Origin of the sequence: Actinomadura sp. 6N118 (genome assembly GCF_044326415.1) — a bacterium.
Taxonomy (GTDB): domain Bacteria; phylum Actinomycetota; class Actinomycetes; order Streptosporangiales; family Streptosporangiaceae; genus Spirillospora.
Genome location: NZ_JBIRAZ010000013.1, coordinates 267,151 through 282,783 on the forward strand (window position 1 = coordinate 267,151; position 15,633 = coordinate 282,783).

Annotated in this window: 18 protein-coding genes; 7 read left to right on the forward strand and 11 right to left on the reverse strand. The window is 72.1% G+C overall.

What is annotated here, in order from left to right; all coding sequences use genetic code 11:
* Positions 1–6 precede the first annotated feature (6 nt).
* Positions 7–843: an Fpg/Nei family DNA glycosylase gene (locus ACH34W_RS31805; protein ID WP_395964825.1), complete on the forward strand. Its 837-nt coding sequence runs from the start codon at positions 7–9 to the stop codon at positions 841–843.
* Here ACH34W_RS31805 and ACH34W_RS31810 read toward each other — a convergent pair.
* The 4 genes from ACH34W_RS31810 to ACH34W_RS31825 all read right to left on the reverse strand — a co-directional run bounded on the left by ACH34W_RS31810 (position 816) and on the right by ACH34W_RS31825 (position 4,465).
* Complete coding sequence (locus tag ACH34W_RS31810; protein ID WP_395964826.1) at positions 816–1,475, reverse strand: hypothetical protein; 660 nt, start codon at positions 1,473–1,475, stop codon at positions 816–818. The genes ACH34W_RS31805 and ACH34W_RS31810 overlap by 28 nt on opposite strands.
* Positions 1,476–1,611: 136 nt before the next feature.
* Positions 1,612–2,847, reverse strand: a complete 1,236-nt coding sequence (locus tag ACH34W_RS31815) for an isochorismate synthase MenF (protein WP_395964827.1) — start codon at positions 2,845–2,847, stop codon at positions 1,612–1,614.
* A 218-nt stretch (positions 2,848–3,065) separates the two neighbouring features.
* Complete coding sequence (locus tag ACH34W_RS31820; RefSeq protein ID WP_395964828.1) at positions 3,066–3,662, reverse strand: biotin transporter BioY; 597 nt, start codon at positions 3,660–3,662, stop codon at positions 3,066–3,068.
* Positions 3,663–3,787: 125 nt separating this feature from the next.
* Positions 3,788–4,465 carry a spermidine synthase gene (locus tag ACH34W_RS31825; RefSeq protein WP_395964829.1) on the reverse strand — a complete coding sequence of 226 codons (678 nt, stop codon included), beginning with the start codon at positions 4,463–4,465 and terminating at the stop codon, positions 3,788–3,790.
* Positions 4,466–4,535: 70 nt separating this feature from the next.
* On the opposite strand from ACH34W_RS31825, the gene ACH34W_RS31830 reads away from it, so the two are divergent.
* Entirely contained in the window at positions 4,536–5,321 is a 786-nt protein-coding gene (locus ACH34W_RS31830; protein ID WP_395964830.1) for an SDR family NAD(P)-dependent oxidoreductase, read from the forward strand.
* A gap of 72 nt (positions 5,322–5,393) precedes the next feature.
* Positions 5,394–6,398 (forward strand): S1C family serine protease, encoded by a 1,005-nt coding sequence (locus ACH34W_RS31835; protein ID WP_395964831.1) that lies wholly within the window; start codon positions 5,394–5,396, stop codon positions 6,396–6,398.
* 54 nt (positions 6,399–6,452) lie between these two features.
* Here the strand turns inward: ACH34W_RS31835 and ACH34W_RS31840 are convergent, their stop codons facing one another.
* The 3 genes from ACH34W_RS31840 to ACH34W_RS31850 all read right to left on the reverse strand — a co-directional run bounded on the left by ACH34W_RS31840 (position 6,453) and on the right by ACH34W_RS31850 (position 8,743).
* Complete coding sequence (locus tag ACH34W_RS31840; RefSeq protein WP_395964832.1) at positions 6,453–7,082, reverse strand: maleylpyruvate isomerase family mycothiol-dependent enzyme; 630 nt, start codon at positions 7,080–7,082, stop codon at positions 6,453–6,455.
* Between the two features lie 111 nt (positions 7,083–7,193).
* A complete protein-coding gene (locus ACH34W_RS31845; RefSeq protein WP_395964833.1) occupies positions 7,194–8,423 on the reverse strand; it encodes an RNA polymerase sigma factor in 1,230 nt (409 codons plus the stop codon).
* On the reverse strand, positions 8,420–8,743 hold the full coding sequence (locus tag ACH34W_RS31850) for a YciI family protein (RefSeq protein WP_395964834.1): 324 nt from the start codon (positions 8,741–8,743) through the stop codon (positions 8,420–8,422). The genes ACH34W_RS31845 and ACH34W_RS31850 overlap by 4 nt, the downstream gene beginning before the upstream one ends.
* Before the next feature lie 155 nt (positions 8,744–8,898).
* Between ACH34W_RS31850 and ACH34W_RS31855 the strand changes: the two genes are divergently transcribed.
* Positions 8,899–9,180 (forward strand): IS200/IS605 family accessory protein TnpB-related protein, encoded by a 282-nt coding sequence (locus ACH34W_RS31855; RefSeq protein WP_395964835.1) that lies wholly within the window; start codon positions 8,899–8,901, stop codon positions 9,178–9,180.
* Positions 9,181–9,598: 418 nt separating this feature from the next.
* On the opposite strand, the gene ACH34W_RS31860 is transcribed toward ACH34W_RS31855, so the two are convergent.
* From ACH34W_RS31860 to ACH34W_RS31870, 3 genes are all read right to left on the reverse strand, one after another.
* The gene (locus ACH34W_RS31860) at positions 9,599–10,372 is read right to left on the reverse strand and encodes a glycosyltransferase family 2 protein (protein WP_395964836.1); all 774 of its coding nucleotides are present in this window, start codon (positions 10,370–10,372) and stop codon (positions 9,599–9,601) included.
* A gap of 119 nt (positions 10,373–10,491) precedes the next feature.
* Complete coding sequence (locus ACH34W_RS31865) at positions 10,492–11,214, reverse strand: radical SAM protein (protein ID WP_395964837.1); 723 nt, start codon at positions 11,212–11,214, stop codon at positions 10,492–10,494.
* Positions 11,215–11,257: 43 nt separating this feature from the next.
* A complete protein-coding gene (locus tag ACH34W_RS31870; RefSeq protein ID WP_395964838.1) occupies positions 11,258–11,506 on the reverse strand; it encodes a hypothetical protein in 249 nt (82 codons plus the stop codon).
* A 188-nt stretch (positions 11,507–11,694) separates the two neighbouring features.
* Between ACH34W_RS31870 and ACH34W_RS31875 the strand changes: the two genes are divergently transcribed.
* The 3 genes from ACH34W_RS31875 (at position 11,695) to ACH34W_RS31885 (ending at position 14,502) form a co-directional block, all read left to right on the forward strand.
* Complete coding sequence (locus tag ACH34W_RS31875; protein WP_395964839.1) at positions 11,695–13,299, forward strand: glycoside hydrolase family 10 protein; 1,605 nt, start codon at positions 11,695–11,697, stop codon at positions 13,297–13,299.
* 55 nt (positions 13,300–13,354) lie between these two features.
* Complete coding sequence (locus ACH34W_RS31880) at positions 13,355–13,558, forward strand: DUF3040 domain-containing protein (RefSeq protein WP_395964840.1); 204 nt, start codon at positions 13,355–13,357, stop codon at positions 13,556–13,558.
* A gap of 488 nt (positions 13,559–14,046) precedes the next feature.
* Positions 14,047–14,502, forward strand: coding sequence for an ATP-binding protein (locus ACH34W_RS31885; protein ID WP_395964841.1), 456 nt, complete (start codon positions 14,047–14,049; stop codon positions 14,500–14,502).
* A gap of 22 nt (positions 14,503–14,524) precedes the next feature.
* Here ACH34W_RS31885 and ACH34W_RS31890 read toward each other — a convergent pair whose 3' ends face one another.
* Entirely contained in the window at positions 14,525–15,607 is a 1,083-nt protein-coding gene (locus ACH34W_RS31890) for a helix-turn-helix transcriptional regulator (RefSeq protein ID WP_395964842.1), read from the reverse strand.
* Positions 15,608–15,633: the final 26 nt, after the last annotated feature.

Sequence of the window (15,633 nt, forward strand, 5' to 3'; positions counted from 1 at the left end):
TCCACAATGCCTGAGGGACACACGATCCATCGTCTGGCCGCCGAGCATCTGCGGATGTTCGGCGGCCGTGCGTTGCGTGCCGAGAGCCCGCAGGGGCGGTTCGCTGAGGGGGCCCGGCAGCTGGACGGGCGGGTGCTGGACGGGGCGGATGCTCATGGGAAGCATCTGCTGCTGCGGTTTGAGGATGAGCGGCTGCTGCACATCCATCTGGGGTTGTACGGGACGTACACGTTCGGGCCGGTGCCCGCTCCGGAGCCGAAGGGGCTGGTGCGGCTGCGGCTGACGGGGGCGGCCGAGTTCGCCGATCTGCGCGGGCCGGCGGCGTGTGAGCTGCTGGAGCCGGGTGAGGTGAAGGTGCTGCTCGACCGGCTCGGTGCGGATCCGCTGCGTGCGGACGCCGATCCGGAGCGGGCGTGGCGGCGGATCTCGCGGAGCCGGACGAGCATCGCGGCGCTGCTGCTGGATCAGGCGGTGGTGGCGGGGCCGGGGAACGTGTACCGGGCGGAGGTGCTGTTCCGGCAGGGGATCGATCCGAGCCTGCCGGGTCGTGCTCTCACAGCTGAGCAGTGGTGGGAGATCTGGGGTGATCTGGTGTCGTTGATGCGGGTGGGTGTGGCGACGGGCCGGATCGACACGGTGCGTCCTGAGCACACTCCGGAGGCGATGGGCCGTCCGCCGCGGGTGGATGACCATGGTGGCGAGGTGTACGTGTACCGGCGTGCGGGGTTGCCGTGCTTGCTGTGCGGGACCGAGGTGCGCACCGAGCGGCTGGTGGGCCGGAATCTGTTCTGGTGCCCGACGTGTCAAGCGGGGCGTCAGCCGACGAATTCGCTGTCGCCGTAGCGGACGGTGGCTTGTGACCAGTCGCCGCCGATGGCGGTGACGAACCGGCGGGCGATGGCGAGATCGGCGAGTTCGGCGACGAGGATGAGGTGGCCGCGCAGGGTGACCGAGCCGCCGAAGAGCTCGTCGCGGGCGGCGGGGTCGGCGACGAGGCCGTCGTGGAGGCGGCGGACGTCGAGTCCGGGGACCTCGATGCGGACGGCGTCCGTGCGCGGTGATCCCTGGGGGAGGTGTTCGAAGGTGAGGACCGACTCCTGGTGGAACTCCTTGCGGATGAGGCCGGCGATGTGGTGCAGCTCGAGGGTGTCGGTGCGGTCGAGGTCGAAGCGGCGTGATCGTTCGTAGGTGGTCTGCTGGAGGTCGCTGGACCAGAAGACGCCGTCGAGAAGGGTGGAGCGCCGGGTGCGGGCGCCGTGGCCGGCGATGATCCGGCGGGCCTGCCGGTCGAACCGGGTGAGGCGTGTCTTCAGCCGGGGGTCGTCGGGGTCGGTGATGATCGCGGTGTTGTTCGTGGCGAAGATCTCCGCTTGGTGAGGGTGTGAGCCGGTCGTGGCCTGCGCGGGTCCGGCCGCGAGCGTGCTGACGGTGATGAGCCAGGCGAGCAGGACAGCGGCGGTACGGCGGCGGTGCATCGAGTGATCCCCCGAAGGTCGCGCAAGTGGTGTCGGTGCCAGCCTCACAAGCCACCGCGGAGATCAACAACCTCCTGACCCACTCTGGTCAGCGATCGCCGGGACAGGCGGCGGGTTGATGGCGGTTGGTGGCGGGTCAGCCTTCGAGGGCGTACTGCATGGCGCGGAACTTGGTCTGGGCTTCGGCGAGCTCGGCGGCGGGGTCGGAGTCGGCGACGATGCCGCAGCCGGCGAAGAGGCGGGCGCGGGTGCCGTCGAGCTCGGCGCAGCGGAGCGCGATGCCCCATTCGCCGTCGCCGCGGGCGTCGATCCAGCCGACGGGGCCGGCGTAGCGGCCGCGGTCCATCATTTCGAGTTCGCGGATGAGGTCGAGGGCGATGTCGGTGGGCGTGCCGCAGACGGCGGGGGTGGGGTGGAGCGCGGCGACGACGTCCAGGACGGAGCGTTCGCTGCGGAGGCGGCCGTGCACGGGCGAGGCCAGGTGCATGACGTTGGGCAGGGTGAGCAGTTCGGGCTGGTCGGGGACGGTGAGCTCGGCGCACAGCGGCGTGAGGGCGTCGCGGACCATTTCGGCGGCGTAGGCGTGTTCCTCGCGGTCTTTGGCGGAGGCGCTGAGCCGGGTGGCGCGTTCGGCGTCGTCGGCGGGGGTGGTGCCGCGGGCGGTGGTGCCGGCCAGGACCAGGGAGTCGAGGCGTTCGCCGGCGCGGCGGATGAGGAGTTCGGGGGTGGCGCCGACCAGGCCCGCGCAGGAGAAGGTGTAGCAGGCGGGGAAGCGGTCGGCGAGGCGGCGCAGGAGGGTACGGGCGTCGATGGGTTCGGCGGCTTCGGCGTGCAGGTCGCGGGCGAGGACGACTTTGCCGAGGCGGCCGTCGCGGATGCGGTCGACGGCGGCGGCGACGGCTTGTTCCCAGGCGGGGGCGCTGAGGGTGCCGTCGCTCCAGTCGAGGCGGGCCGGGGGCTGGGGCGGGCGGACCAGCGCGAGCGGGTCGGCGTCCTCGCCTATGGTGGTGAGCCAGGCGGCGCCGTCGCGGCGGCCGACGATCCAGCGCGGCACGATGAGGACCGAGTCGGGTGACTTGGGGTCGAAGCCGAAGCTCCCGAAGGCGACGGGCCCGGAGCCGGGGACCTGGACGGGGTCGTCGATGTCAGCGGAGCCGAAGAGGTCGCGCAGCCACTGGTCGGCGACGGCGAAGCGGTCCTCGCCGCCGGGGAGGGTGAGGCGGGCGGCCTCGCCCCAGCCGACGATGCCCTCGCCGTGGCGGACCCAGGCCAGCGCGGTCGGATGCGGAAGCCGCGAGATGAGGTCGCCGGGGTCGGCGACCCGCTCGGTGCGGACGATCAGGCGGTCCGGTGCGGTCACGGCGAGCTTCACGCGAGCCACTCTACGGGAGAATTGAACCCGTTCAAACTGCCGGGGTGGCTGGTCGTGGTGAGGTTTGCGCCACACCTGGCGCGTGAGCGCCCCTACTCGTTCCCCGGCTGAGCCGCGCCGAACATGTGCCGAACATGTGCCGAGCCCGTGCCGCATCGGCCGTGCGGGTAGATGCGGCACGGGCGGGCGAACGTCCAGGTGGGCGCCCTGTGTGATCGTTAGGCGGAGTGGCCGCGGCCCGTTCCGGCCAGTTTCCAGGCGCCGGGCAGCAGCCCGGCGGCCAGCAGGACCTTCAGGGCGTCGCCGATGAGGAACGGGGTGAGACCCAGATCGACCGCCTTGCCGAGGCCGACCCCGAGGGAGGCCATCAGGTACGGGACGCCGGTCGCGTACATGATCGTGGTGCCGAGGAGCATCGTGCCGATGGTGCGCGCGGGGGTGCGGTCGCCGCCGCGTTCGGCGAGGCGGCCCACGACGGCGGCGGCCAGCACGAACCCGATGATGTATCCGAGGGTGTGCAGGCCGGCGCCGGAGGCTCCATCGGTGAACCAGGGCACGCCGGCGATCCCGGCGAGCAGGTAGAGCGTCATGCCGAGCGCGGCGCGGCCCCATCCGAGCGCGGCGCCGGCCAGGAGCACCGCGAACGTCTGGCCGGTGACGGGTACGGGGGTGCCGGGGAGCGGGACGGCGATCTGGGCGGCCAGGCCGACGAAGGCCGCGGAGCCGGCGACGAGCGCGGTGTCGCGGGCCAGGGAGCCGGGCAGCAGGTCACCGAGGACGATGGGGCGCCGCCGGGCCGCTGGGACAGTAGTCACAAAACCCTCCACAAATACTGTGTCAGGGCGAAACCTAGCGAATCGGGACGTGCGGGTGGATCACGCGGGTCACTGTTTCGGCTGGGTGTTTCTTGTCCGCCCCGGTCATGGACGCGCGGAGGCCGTCATGGACGCGTGGAGGCCAGGGGGCGCCGGGCGAGGTAGACGACGTCGGGCTCGCCGCGCGGGACGGGCACGGGCCGCGTCTCCACCTCGGCGAACCGCGCCCGCAGGCGTGCCTCGAAGGCGGGGGCGGCGCCGGCGCTCCACACGGCCAGGACGCCGTGCCCGGTCAGCCGCGAGGTGAGCAGGGCGAGGCCGTCGTCGCCGTACAGCCCGGCGTTGGCGGGCGTGACCGTCCACTCGGGGCCGTTGTCGATGTCCAGGCAGATCGCGTCGTGGCGACCGGAGCTGCCGCGCAGATGATCGAGCAGGTCGGCGTTGACGACGTGGACGCGCGGGTCGTCGAGCGCTTCGGCGGAGAAGGGCCGCAGGTGGGTGGCGTGCCAGCCGATCACGGCGGGTTCGATCTCCACGACGGTGACGGCGGCCACGCCGGGCAGCGCGGCGGCCTCGGCGAGGGAGAACCCGACACCCAGCCCGCCGATCAGCAGCGACACCGGCGGCTGGAGGCCGGCCGTGGCGGCGCGGACGAGCAGCCGTTCGGACTCGCCGTTGCGGGTGTCCATGAGGAAGACGCCGTTACTGATGATCTCGTAGTGGGCGCCGGCGCGTCGCAGTACCAGCTCGCCGCTTCGCCCGTGGGCGCGCTCGATGGTGGCTGGCTCCCCGGTGACGGTCACCCCGGCAGCCTAGCGGCCGTTCGACCTTGGGTCTGGGCGGCGCGGCGGCGCCGGCGCTAGCGTCGTCGGCATGGCCGAGACCCTTCTGCCCGGTCGGCGGATCCTCGTGGTCGGCGCAGGCACCCGCCCCAGTGACGAGCCTGACGCGCCGGCCGGCAACGGCCGTGCGATCGCCGTGACGGCGGCGCGCGAGGGTGCGGCGGTGGTCTGCGCCGACGTCGACGGGGCCGCCGCGGCAGGGACCGCGGAGCTGATCTCCGGCGGCGGGGGCCGCGCGCACGTGCTGACCGGCGACGCCGCCGACCCGGAGGCGTGCGAGCGCATGGTCGCCGGCGCCGCCGAGGTGCTCGGCGGGCTGGACGGCGTGGTGTTCAACGCCGGGATCGGCGTCGGCTACGGCCTGGCCGGGACCGGGACGGCCGACTGGGACCGCGTGCTCGCGGTGAACCTGCGCGGGCCGTTCCTGATCGCCAGGGCGGCGGTGCCGGTGCTGGGGGAGGGCGGCGCGCTGGTGTTCGTGGGGTCGCTGGCCGGGACGAAGCCGGGCAGCGGCTCCCCTTCCTACGACGCGTCCAAGGCGGGGCTGACGGGGCTGGTGCGGCACGTCGCGGCCGAGGGCGCGCCGCAGGGCGTCCGGGCGAACGTGGTCGCGCCCGGCCTGATCGACACCGTGATGGGCCGGATGGCGTCAGCGGGCAACGCCGACCGTGACCGGGTCGCCAGGCTGATCCCGCTGGGGCGGCAGGGAACCGCGTGGGAGGTCGCCGAGGTCGCGGTGTTCCTGCTCTCGCAGCGGGCGAGCTATGTCACCGGCCAGGTCATCGGCGTCGACGGGGGACTGTCCACTCTGCGCTGAATCCTCTTCGGAGGGGATTACGGATTCGCCGTCCGCGGTTACCGTGTAACGATGTAATCATCGGGAGGCGAGATGAGCCCTGAACCGATCCCCGAGCCCCGCGATGCCGAGCCCCGCGATCCCGAGATCCGCGATCCCGAACCCAGCGCCCAGCCGCTCGACGCCTACTCCCAGGCGGTGTCGGCGGTCGCCCGCGAGCTCACCCCGCGCGTGGCGAGCCTGCGTGTGCGCCAGCGGAGCCGTGAGGGCTCCGGGTCGGCGGTGACGTTCACCGACGACGGGTTCCTGCTCACCAACGCGCACGTCGTCGGCGGCGCCCGCGGCGGCCAGGCCGCGTTCGCCGACGGCACCACCACCTCGTTCACCGTCGTCGGCACCGACCCGCTGTCGGACCTGGCGGTGGTACGCGCCGACGGCGGCACCCCCGGCCCGGTCACCCTCGGTGACAGCGACGGGCTGGTGGTGGGCCAGCTGGTCGTCGCCGTCGGCAACCCGCTCGGCCTCGCCGGGTCGGTCACCGCCGGGGTGGTCAGCGCGCTCGGCCGGTCCCTGCCCACCCGCAGCGGCAACGCCGTACGGGTGATCGAGGACGTCATCCAGACCGACGCGGCCCTCAACCCCGGCAACTCCGGCGGCGCGCTCGCCGACTCCCGTGGCCATGTCGTCGGGATCAACACCGCGGTCGCCGGGATCGGCCTCGGCCTGGCCGTGCCGATCAACTCCACCAGCCGCCGCATCATCGGTGCGCTGATGCGTGACGGCCGGGTGCGGCGCGCGTTCCTCGGCCTCGTCGCCAACCCCGTGCCGGTCCCGGCGGCGCTGCGTGACCGCCTCGGCCAGCACGACGCGCTGCGGGTCGCCGACGTGGTGCCCGGCAGCCCCGCCGCGAGTGCCGGGCTGCGCCGCGGCGACCTGGTCCTCACCGCGGGCGGTGTGCCGGTCAGCCAGGCCCAGAGCCTGCAGCGGCTGATGTTCGCCGAGGCGATCGGGCGGCCGCTGCAGATCACCGTGCTGCGCAACGGTGCGATGGTCGACGTGATCGCCGAGCCGACCGAACTGGACGCCGAGCACGCCTAGACCACCCAGCCAGATCACCCAGACCCCGCAGACCCCGCAGACCGCCCAGACCGCTCACGTCGCGGCGAAACGCGTGCTCTGCTCACCGCTCAGCCGCCCTGCGGGCAGGCGCCGGCCGCACAGGACCAGCGCGAGGTCCTGGGCCGCGCCGGTGACAGGCGTGCCGGAGCCGAACGACCAGTCGATGTCGTCGGCGCGCAGCTCGATCCCGTCAAGGTCGGCGCCGAAGTACTTCAGGCCCTTGGGGGAGGCGAGCCCCTCCAAGACCACCCGCAGCCGCCGCTCGGGCACCCGCCGCTCCAGACCGAGCGCGACCGTCATGTCCAGGCCGTGCACGACGTCGTGGGTGAGGGCGCCCGCGTATCCGCCGCCCGGCGGCTTCCACGGGTGCGTGGTGTTGTCGCGGAGCGAGGCGTGCAGGCCGGCCGCCGGGACCGATGCGGCGTCGCGGCGGGCACACCGGTCGAGCATGCGGTCGAAACTCCCGCCGGACCGCACCAGCTCGAAGATCACTCGCGGCGCCGAGTACCGGTAGGCCATCGTGATGTGGGCGGCGACCTCCCGGATCCGCCATCCCTCGCACAATGACGGCGCGTCCCAGTCCCCGGCTGGAAGATCACCCAGCAGCGCCGCCAGCTCCCCGCGTTCCGCCGCGATCTCGCTCCGAAGCTCCGTCTCGTTCATGCCAAGCCTCCTGGCTGAAGCCGGACGCCGCGCCGGGCGGTTCATCCCGGACGCGGCCTGACATCTCACCGACGAACAACCAGGCGCCAGACAGACACCGCGCGGTGGTGGTCAGGGCTCCGGGGTCACTTCGGTGAGGCGCCGGTGCAGGTACCGGCGTTCGGCGTCGGTGGGCGCCAGGGCGAGGGCGTCGCGGTAGGCGGCTGCGGCCTCGGCCGTGCGGTCCAGGCGGCGTAGCAGGTCGGCGCGGACCGCCGGCAGCAGGTGATAGCCCGCCAGCTGCCCCGACGCGTCGAGGGCCTCGACCAGCGGCAGGGCGTCGGCCGGGCCGTCGGCCATGCCGACCGCGACGGCGCGGTTCAGCTCGACGACGGGGGAGGGCCCCAGCCGCGCCAGCTCCCCGTACAGCGCGGCGATCTGCGCCCAGTCGGTGTCGGCGGCGCGCGCGGCGCCCGCGTGGCAGGCGGCTATGGCGGCCTGGACCTGGTACGGGCCGGGGCGGCCGCGTTTCAGCACCGCGTCCAGCAGGGCCGTTCCCTCAGTGATCTCCCGGGTGTCCCACCGGGTCCGGTCCTGGTCCTCCAGGAGCACCAGGTCGCCGGCGGCGTCGAACCGGGCGGGGCGGCGGGCGTCGTGCAGCAACATCAACGCCAGCAGCCCCACCGCCTCGGGTTCGTCGGGCATCAGCCGCGCGAGCACCCGCGCCAGCCGGATCGCCTCGCCGCTCAGCTCCGCCTGCGCCGGGTCGGCCGAATGCCCCTTGTTGAACAGCAGATACAGCACCGCCAGCACGGCGGGTGTCCGCTCGGGCAGCAGGTGCGCGGGCGGCACCCGGTAGGGGATGGCGGCGTGCCTGATCTTCTGCTTGGCGCGCGTCAGGCGTTTGGACATCGTCTGCTCGCCCACCAGGAACGCCTGCGCGATCTCGGCGGTGGTCAGGCCCGCCAAGGTCCGCAGCGTCAGCGCCACCTGTGCGTCCAGGGCCAGTGCCGGGTGGCAGCAGGTGAACATCAGCCGCAGCCGGTCATCGGGCACCGTGCCGTCGTGTCCCGGATCGCCGCTCTGAACGGCTTCCATCGCGGCCACCTCCCGTAGCTTGGCGGCGCCGACCGCGGCGCGGCGGAGCCGGTCGGTCGCGCGGTTGCGCGCCGCCGTGGTCAGCCAGGCGCCGGGGCGTTCGGGGACCCCGTCGCGCGGCCAGGTCTGCAGGGCCTGCGCGAAGGCGTCCTGCGCGCATTCCTCCGCCAGGTCCCAGTCACCGGTGACGCGGATGAGCGTGGCCACGACCTGGCCCCACTCGTCCCGGAACGCCCGGTCGACGGCGTCGTGGGTGCCGGTCACTGCGGCCAGAGCGGCCGTATCTCGATCGTGCCGTACCCGGCCGCGGGGTGCCTGGCGGCGATCTCGATGGCCTCGTCCAGGTCGGCGCACTCGATCAGGCAGAACCCGCCGATCTGCTCCTTGCTCTCGGCGAACGGGCCGTCGGTCAGCAGCACCTGGTCGTCGCGGACCCGCACCGTCGTCGCCTCCGCGGGCGGCCGCAGCCCGCCGCCGCCGCGGATCACGCCGCGTGCCGTCATCTCCTCGCTCCAGCCGTCGCAGCCGTCGTCGGCGTGCTCGGCCGCCGACTCATCTCCTGCGATCAGCAACATGTACTTCATCTCTCACCCCTAGCGTGGAGGCCCCGTCCTTCGCGGCGGGGAGGAGGCGCGGTGCGGTGCAGCATGGTGATCGTCCTTTGCGGATTGATGTGATATTGAACAACGATTTGGTAGCACTGAGTTATTTTATCGGCACCTACCGTTACGATGTGGTTGTGAAGATTCACAAGGTCAGCAAGGAGATCGTGACCGTCGCCGAACGCACCGGACGCGGCATCGCGCTCGAAGAACTGAGCGAAATCCGTGACCGGGTACGGCTCCGAGGCGACCAGCGGGCCACGTTCTCCACCTGGCCGTTCCACCGACTGGAACAACACCTCGGCTACAAAGCCCGGCGCGCTGGCGTGCTGGTCCAGGCCGTGGACCCGGCCTACACCTCCCAGATGCGCCCCGTGCTGCGGGCACAACGCCTGGCACAACCGTTCCACCAGAGATGATTTCTGCTGTCGCCGGTGCGGGCTCGCTGGCCCCGCCGACGTCGTCGCCGCCGTGAACGTCACACGACGCGCACGAACGGCGTGGGTGTTCGTCAACACACCCGCACCACAACGGACCTCACACCTCCCGAACTGGTGGATGCGACCCGTCACCGCCCCCTCGTCCAGGGCAGTCAGGGAGCGCGACCCGGCTTGCAGGACCCGAACCAAAAACTCGGATCCTTCAGGGTCGAGAAGTTGACAGTTCCTCCGTATCGTTCCGACGAACGACATCACCCCGAAAGGACCACCAGCCTAAAAGCGTTGGGCGACGGGCCGGGCGGCCTCCGCCTTTGAAGACAGCGAAAACCCCGGTCCGCCAGGGGCGGACCGGGGCTTCTGTCGCGGAGCAGTGGAGAAATCAGGTGTCGCGGGTGGGTCAGGCGGCCACGCCGACCGCGGTGGGCAGCGCCACCGGCTCGGGCAGCGCGGCGGTGTCGCGGACCGGGTTCACGCGGCTGCTGATCATCTTCCGCAGCACGCGGTAGCCGTCGCGCCAGGTGTTGAGGTGCGACTCGCCGAACAGCCGGTTGCTCTCGAAGCTGGCGACCTCGGCGATGCGCAGCCCGGTGGTGACGGCGTTGACGCACATCTCGGTCTCGATCTCGAACCCGGTCGACTGGAGCTGGAGGCGCTCGACCGCGGTGCGGCGCATCGCGACGTAGCCGTAGCACAGGTCGGTCCAGCTGGTGCGGTACAGGGTGTTGGCCAGGCGGGTCAGCCACTTGTTGCCGGTGCGGCGCAGGAAGGTCAGGTCCTCCGAGCCGCCGCCGCAGGCGTAGCGCGAGCCCTTGACGAAGTCGAAGCCGCGGCCGACCAGCGCGACGAACGCGGGGATCTCAGCCGGGTCCATGCTGCCGTCGGCGTCCAGCATCACGATCACGTCGCCGGTGGCGGCGGCGAAGCCGGCCTGCAGCGCCGAGCCCTTGCCGCGCGGCGGCTGGCTGATGATGACGGCGTCGGGCCGCAGCGACGCGGCGATCTCGGCGGAACCGTCGCTGGACTCACCGTCCACGATCACGATCTCGTCGACCCCGGTCAGCCGGGGGAGGAGCCATCGGAGGTTGTCGGCCTCGTTCAGCGTCGGGATGACGGCGGTGACCGTCTGCGCGGGACTGGCGATGCGGCTCATATCTGCGGTGGCGTTCATCATGTTTTCTCCGTGGCTCCTTGTTGGCGACACTCTGTTAGATGTGACTCCGGCCACCAGATGTTTGAAAAAATCTTGATGGTCGCCTTATATGGCCGCCACGGCTGCTAATACATCGTCGTTCACATGAGGGTGAGTTGCTGCGGTCCGGCCGGGCGGGCGGGCCTTTCCGGCCCGCGCGCCGCGCGCTTGCCGATGCCGTACCGGGCCGCCAGCTCCTTCACCCGCACCGAGATGCGATCTTGGAACGCCTTGGGGGCGTACGCGCCGTTCGCGTACAGCCGCGCGTAGGGGACCACCAGCTCCGGATGGTGATCGCGCAGCCACGACAGGTACCACTCCCGTGCCCCGGGCCGCAGATGCAGCGTGATCGCGCCGATCGACGTGGCGCCCGCCTCGGCCGCCGCCCGCACCACCGCCTCCAGCTGCCGCGGCGAGTCACTCAGGTACGGCAGCACGGGCCCCATCAGCACCCCGCAGCCGATCCCCGCCTCGTTCAGCGCCGCGCACACCTCCAGTCGCCTGCCCGGCGCGGGCGTGCCGGGCTCCACCAGCCGCCACAGCTCCCGGTCCAGCGACCCGACCGACACCATCGTGCTCACGTCCGCGCGCTCGCCGGCCTCCAGCAGCAGCGGCAGGTCCCGCATGATCATCGAACCCTTGGTCAGGATCGAGAACGGGTTGGCCGCGTCACGCAGCGCCGCCAGGATCCCCGGCATCAGCTGGTAGCGCCCCTCGGCCCGCTGGTAGCAGTCGACGTTGGTGCCCATCGCGATGTGCTCGCCCCGCCACCTGGGCGCCGCCAGCTCCCGCCGCACCAGCTCGGCCGCGTTGACCTTCACCACGACCTTCGAATCGAAGTCCGCCCCCGCGTCCAGGTCGAGATACTCATGGGTCTTGCGGGCGAAGCAGTAATTTGCAGGCGTGGGAGCAGCCCCGGTAGGGGTTGATCGTCCAGCGGAACATCATCCGGGACGCCGGCGGCACCTGGTTGATGATGGAACGGGCCTGCACCTCGTAGAAGGTCATGCCGCGGAACCCGGGCGTGTCGAAGGTGCGCGCGACCGCCTGCCGCTCGATCAGCGGCAGCGCGGGCCCACCGGCCTCCTCGACCAGCCGGAGATGATCCCAGCGCATCCCTGACCTCCCGATCGTCGAACACCTGCACGATTGTGGCAGGTGTGACCAGTCTTGAACATCCGTTCGAAGATCGCAACCGGCGGTGTACGGCGTCCGGGCTGGCTGGGTCGGCCGGGCTGTCCAGCACGACACGAGTGGCCGGTTTGGGCAAAAGCATGGCAACGGGTGCGTAACAATGGGCCGCTATGGCGAGGCATTCGGGGATCGGAGCGAAGGTCGCAGCGGCCGCAGCGGCGGCCGGGCTGCTGCTGACGGCGTGCATTCCGGCGAGCGGCGGCACTGGTGACGGCAAGGCCGAGCGCGCGCAGGCGCCCGACGCCGCGAAGGGAGAATGCTCGGTCGCGGCGCCGGCGGGGGACTCGCGGGCACGGCAGGTACGCGGCATGTGGATCGCCACCGTGGCGGGCATCGACTGGCCCAAGGACCCCAAGAAGCCCGTCGCCACGCAGCAGGCGCAGTTCCGCCGGCTCCTCGACGCCGCCAAGGCGATGAACCTCAACGCCGTGTTCGTGCAGATCCGGCCCAACTCCGACGCGTTCTACCCCTCCCCGTACGAGCCGTGGTCCAAGTGGCTCACCGGCACCCCCGGCAAGAACCCCGGCTACGACGTGCTCGCGTTCATGCTCAAGGAGGCGCACGCGCGCAACCTGGAGTTCCACGCCTGGTTCAACCCCTACCGGGTCAGCCGCGAGAGCGACCCGAAGAAGCTCGCGCCCAACAGCCCGGCGCGGCAGCACCCCGACTGGGTGCGCAAGTACGGGACGGGCCTGTGGTATGACCCGGGGCTGCCTCAGGTGCGCGACCTGGCGACCAAGGCCGTGTTGGACGTCGTGCGCAAGTACGACATCGACGCCGTGCACTTCGACGACTACTTCTACCCCTATCCCGAGGGCGGCCGGGACTACCCCGACCAGGCCACGTTCAAGACCTACGGCAAGGGCATGAAGAAGGCCGACTGGCGGCGGCAGAACGTGGACGTCATGGTCCGCGGCCTGTCGCAGAAGATCCACGAGGCCAAGCCGTGGGTGCGGTTCGGCATCAGCCCGTTCGGGGTGTGGCGCAACTCCACCTCCGACCCGGCGGGCTCGGCGACCAAGGCGCTGCAGAGCTACTCCGACCAGTACGCCGACACCCGCAAGTGGATCCGCAACGGCTGGATCGACTACGTCACGCCGCAGCTGTACTGGCCGATCGGCGACTCGCGCGCCGACTACGCGCGGCTGGTCGACTGGTGGTCCAAGCAGGTCGCCGGCACCAAGGTGCAGCTGACGATCGGGCAGGCCGGCTACCGCGTCGGCGAGGACGCCACCTGGAAGAAACCCGCCGAGCTGTCCCGGCACCTCACGCTCAACCAGCGCTACCCCGGCGTGCGCGGCGACGTGTACTTCAGTGCCAGCGACATGGCCGCCAACCAGCGCGGCTTCGCCGAGCGGCTCCGCAAGGACCACTACGCCCGCCCCGCGATCCCGCCCGCGGTGCAGGGAAGCGGCGGCAAGGCGCCCGCGCCGGCCCGGTCGGTGACGGCGGAGAGTGACGGCGAGCGCGTGCGCGTGCGGTGGCAGACGTCCAAGGGCGCCACGGCGTACGCGGTCTACCGCGCCGACGGCAAGCGGCCCGGCTGCGCGGCGGTGAACCCCGCGACGCTGCTGGCCAGCGTCCGCGGCGGCGGCGTCACCGACCCGGCCGCCGAGCCCGGCAAGGCCTACACCTACTACGTGACCGCGCTGGACCGGCTCCACCACGAGAGCGCGCCCGGCCGTGGCGCAACGATTACCGTACGGCGTGGATAATGATCTTGCTGGCGGGGGAGGAACACAGCACCTGAACGCCCCCCGGAGGTATGGCATGGCGCTGTCGATGGAAGAGCAGCGGATCCTCGCCGAGATCGAGATCCAGCTCCGTGAGGACGACCCGCGGCTGGCCCATCGCCTGTCGAGACTCGGCCGGGAGCGGCGGCGGCGCAGGATCCGCCTGATCGCGGCGATCGTGGTCGCCGTGATCGGCGTGGTGACGGCGATCGCCTCCGCGATCATCACCGCGGTCTCGTAGGAGACGTCGGAGGCCCCGGCGAGATGACTCTCGCCGGGGCCTCCGACGTCAAGCCGGTGTGGTGGTCGCCTCACGGCGAAAGGCACAACGTGGCTCCGGCCCGGACCTTGCGGCCCGGCGGTATTCCACGAAGGCATTGTGTAGAGCCCGGGGGACACATGCCACACCGACACCACCACCATAACGGCATCCACGCAGTGCCTGTTCCATGCGGCCTGTTCCACCCCGCCGCCCGGCGCACGATCACCTGACTGGAAAGTGAGGATTATGTATGAACGTGCACCGGGCTCCGCGGCGCCGCGTCCTGAATGTACGGACGCAGGAAATGCGCGGATCGACACCGGCGGCGCACCAGCGTGACCGCCGCCGGTACGGGGAGCTCCCGGTCCGGCCAGACCTCTTGGCCGGGCCCTATCGCGCGACGCACGCCGGGAACATGCCTGGTGGGCGCCGGCCTGCGGCAACCCGCAACAGGAGGAGTCGGGGCATTGAGTACGAAGTGGCTCGGGATCGAGAAACCGACGGCGGGCGAGCGGGACGCGGCCTGGGAACTGCCCGCCGAGGCCCGCACCGCGTCCCGGGCACGCGCCCTCACCGGCGACGCCCTCCGCGCATGGCACGTGACCACCCCCGACGTCGACGACATCGTGCTCATGGTCGACGAGCTCATCACCAACGCGATCGTCCACGGCACCGGCCCCGTGAGGCTCCGCCTCCACCTCGACGGCACCCGCATTGTGGGTGAAATCACCGACGGCAACCCCACGGCACCCGGCGCCCCGTCCTCGCCGCCCCTGCTCGACTGGTCCGAACAAGGCCGCGGCCTGCTCCTGGTCAGCGCGCTTGCGTCAGAGTTCGGCAGCCGCCCCGAAGGCCGGGGCAAAACCGTGTGGTTCACACGCCTGCTCCACACCGCCAACGGCAACGGCCGCACCCCCGCCTGACCCACCCGCCATTCGGTGCTGGTCACGCTTGGAGGGGACAGCGGTCCACCACCCACACGCCCTCGTCGTCGGCGTCGAGCTCGGCGGCGGGGGAGCCGTCGGTGAGGCGGTCCAGGTGCCACTCGATGTGGGCCAGCGGGCCGCGCCAGCCGGCGACCAGGTCGGCCAGGGGGCGGCGCCGGGACGGCTCGGTGGGGTCGGGCAGAGGGGCGTCCCAGAACGCGTCGTCGCAGTCGGCCGCCCAGCGCGCCACGTCATCGAGCAGACCCTCGAGGTCACGGGCCAGCTCACCCAGGGAACGCAGCGCCATCGCGTCCTGGATCATCTGCTCGCGCGTCTCGTAGGGCAGGTCGCGTTCGAACACCGGAGCCGGCATGTCTTCGGCGGCGGCATGGACGGCGGCGGCCTGCCACCGCGTCCACTCGGTGAGATGGCCCAGCACCGCGCGCAGCGCGGCTGCGCCCTCGCGGTGGGTGCGGACCTCGGCGATGGTGTCGGCGAGGCGGCCGCGCACATGACGGAGGCGGTCGAGCGTCCACGCCCGCGCGCGTGCGGCGCCGGCGGGGCCGCGCGGGCCCTCCTCGGGCGGCGTGCGGGGGAACGGGACGCGCAGCGCCGCCAGCAGGTCGTCCAGGTCACGCAGGCCCGCTTCGCGGCCGCTGAGGTAGGCGGCGCCGATCCGGTCGACGCGGAACATGCGGGGCCCGTCGCGCATGCGGCACCAGCCGACGAGGTATTCGGCCTGCGGCGCGGTCACCAGGCCGTGCGCCTCGACATCGCGGCAGGTGCGCACACCCGACTGGTCGGTGTAGACCAGGCGCACGACGCGCCGCGCGCGCACGGCCTCGGTGAGGGTGCCGCGGACCGGGCCCACCAGCGACCCGGCCTCGGTCAGCGGGGGCGGCGGGTCGTCCGGCGGCAGCACGTAGCCACGGCCGCGCTCGAGCCGCACCGGCAGGCCGCCGTGCGTCAGCAGCTCCAGGTCACGCCGCACGGTGCGCGTGCTCACGCGCAGGCGGGCGGCCAGGGCGTCGGCGGGCAGCGGCTCGGGCGCCGCGGCCCGCAGCTCGGCGGTCAGGGCCAGCAACCGGTCCGCACGGTTCACCCCACCATCGTGACCCGCGGCACCGA

Excerpts from the sequence above, each read along its gene's own strand:
- ACH34W_RS31875 (WP_395964839.1), top strand. The coding sequence starts at position 11,695 with ATGGCGAGGCATTCGGGGATCGGAGCGAAGGTCGCAGCGGCCGCAGCG.
- ACH34W_RS31810 (WP_395964826.1), bottom strand. The coding sequence starts at position 1,475 with ATGCACCGCCGCCGTACCGCCGCTGTCCTGCTCGCCTGGCTCATCACC.
- ACH34W_RS31880 (WP_395964840.1), top strand. The coding sequence starts at position 13,355 with ATGGCGCTGTCGATGGAAGAGCAGCGGATCCTCGCCGAGATCGAGATC.
- ACH34W_RS31830 (WP_395964830.1), top strand. The coding sequence starts at position 4,536 with ATGGCCGAGACCCTTCTGCCCGGTCGGCGGATCCTCGTGGTCGGCGCA.
- ACH34W_RS31870 (WP_395964838.1), bottom strand. The coding sequence starts at position 11,506 with ATGCGCTGGGATCATCTCCGGCTGGTCGAGGAGGCCGGTGGGCCCGCG.
- ACH34W_RS31850 (WP_395964834.1), bottom strand. The coding sequence starts at position 8,743 with ATGAAGTACATGTTGCTGATCGCAGGAGATGAGTCGGCGGCCGAGCAC.
- ACH34W_RS31860 (WP_395964836.1), bottom strand. The coding sequence starts at position 10,372 with ATGATGAACGCCACCGCAGATATGAGCCGCATCGCCAGTCCCGCGCAG.
- ACH34W_RS31835 (WP_395964831.1), top strand. The coding sequence starts at position 5,394 with ATGAGCCCTGAACCGATCCCCGAGCCCCGCGATGCCGAGCCCCGCGAT.
- ACH34W_RS31805 (WP_395964825.1), top strand. The coding sequence starts at position 7 with ATGCCTGAGGGACACACGATCCATCGTCTGGCCGCCGAGCATCTGCGG.
- ACH34W_RS31840 (WP_395964832.1), bottom strand. The coding sequence starts at position 7,082 with ATGAACGAGACGGAGCTTCGGAGCGAGATCGCGGCGGAACGCGGGGAG.